Annotated in this window: 2 protein-coding genes; one reads left to right on the top strand and one right to left on the bottom strand. The window is 66.1% G+C overall.

The features are described 5' to 3' along the window. Nucleotides 1–536 (bottom strand): transglycosylase family protein (locus D477_RS18475; RefSeq protein ID WP_150110198.1); only part of this gene is annotated, 536 nt, incomplete at its 3' end. Between the two features lie 469 nt (nt 537–1005). On the opposite strand from D477_RS18475, the gene D477_RS18470 reads away from it, so the two are divergent. Beyond that, nucleotides 1006–1423, top strand: a 418-nt coding sequence (locus tag D477_RS18470; RefSeq protein WP_005273399.1) for a nucleotidyltransferase family protein, incomplete at its 3' end; no start/stop codon positions are given.

Genomic DNA, 1423 nt, shown 5'->3' with positions numbered 1-1423 from the left:
GGCGCCTCGGTCGGAACCTGGGCCACGTTGACCTCGGTCTGGGCCGGAGCCTCTACCGGAGCCGGAGCCGGAGCGGGGGCTCCGCCACCGCCGGAGAGGCCCAGCTTGGCCGAGCATGCGGGCCAGGCGCCCCAGCCCTGGGTGGCCTGGACCTTCTCGGCTACGGCAATCTGCTCAGCCTTGCTGGCGTTCTCGGGGGCACCGCTGCCGCCGAAGGCAGCCCAGGTGCTCGGGGTGAACTGCAGTCCGCCCGAGAAACCGTTGCCGGTGTTGATGCTCCAGTCACCGCCGCTTTCGCACTGGGCCAGAGCGTCCCACGTTGCGGTATCGGCAGCGTTGGCGGGCGCGCCGACCATGGCGACACCGGCGCCGGTCAGGGCTACGGCCGCGAGGCCTCCACGCAGGGTACGGCTGAGGTTCTTGTTGTTCTTTGAGTTCACGATGCTCCGCAGGGCCACCTTCGCTCCATCCGTCCCCGGACTTCTTCGCGCCACCGTCAACCACTCGTAATCGAGGTCATTTCCGACGTCTGCCATGTTGACGGCGTATGGTGTGGGCAGCGTCGAGCATATTCGGTTTTAAGATCTGATCGGCATGGATGCCGGATCCCCTCGCACGGGTTACACGGTTCCCCCGCACGAGATGCAACGTTACCGCATCGTTATGGTGAGACCAAATCGTGATCTTCACACGGGCGTGTCGCTATCTGGATCGGGCGCCAGCCTATGCAAATAGCAGCGGGACAGGCAAACCGGCACGCTCCAGCCCGCGCATTTGCAAGCAACGGGGAGACTCCCCTCAATCCCGCACGACTAGGCAGAATGGGCCACCTGTGGCATGGAATCCACTATTGCAGTACGCAAGTTAGAGTGATCAAGTTCACAAACTTACGACGGCGGCGGCAGGGCTCTGCGGATGGGAGAACCTTCGCCGGCGGTGCTTTTTAAGGTAACGCTTAGGCAACATCAGCAGCAGCAGCGAACGGACGACAGAACGGAGTTACGCATGAGTGCCACTGCCATCCTCCTCGCAGCCGGCGGAGGGACCCGCCTGGGCAGGGGCGCGAAGGCGCTGCTCCCTTACCGCGGGCGGACGCTGGTGGAACACCTGGCCGGCGAGCTGCGCGCAGGAGGATGCACCGACGTCGTTATTGTCCTGGGTGCCGGAGCCGACAGAGTGCGGCGGGACTGCCGGCTGGACGGCTGCATTGTGGTGGACAATCCGGACTGGGAAAGCGGCATGGCCTCATCCTTCCGCGCCGGAGTGGCCGCAGCGGCCCGAGCGGAAACGGTCCTGGTCGCCCTCGTAGACCAGCCGGATGTGTCGGCGGACCTGGTCCAACGCCTGCTCCAGCAGCACCGGCCCGGGCGCATCACCGCCGCCGGCTACCGCTCCGCCGGCCCCGCACAGGCCGCACCCTCCC

Source organism: Arthrobacter crystallopoietes BAB-32 (assembly GCF_000328305.2).
Taxonomy (GTDB): domain Bacteria; phylum Actinomycetota; class Actinomycetes; order Actinomycetales; family Micrococcaceae; genus Crystallibacter; species Crystallibacter crystallopoietes_A.
This window is presented reverse-complemented; position numbering and strand designations above follow the sequence as displayed.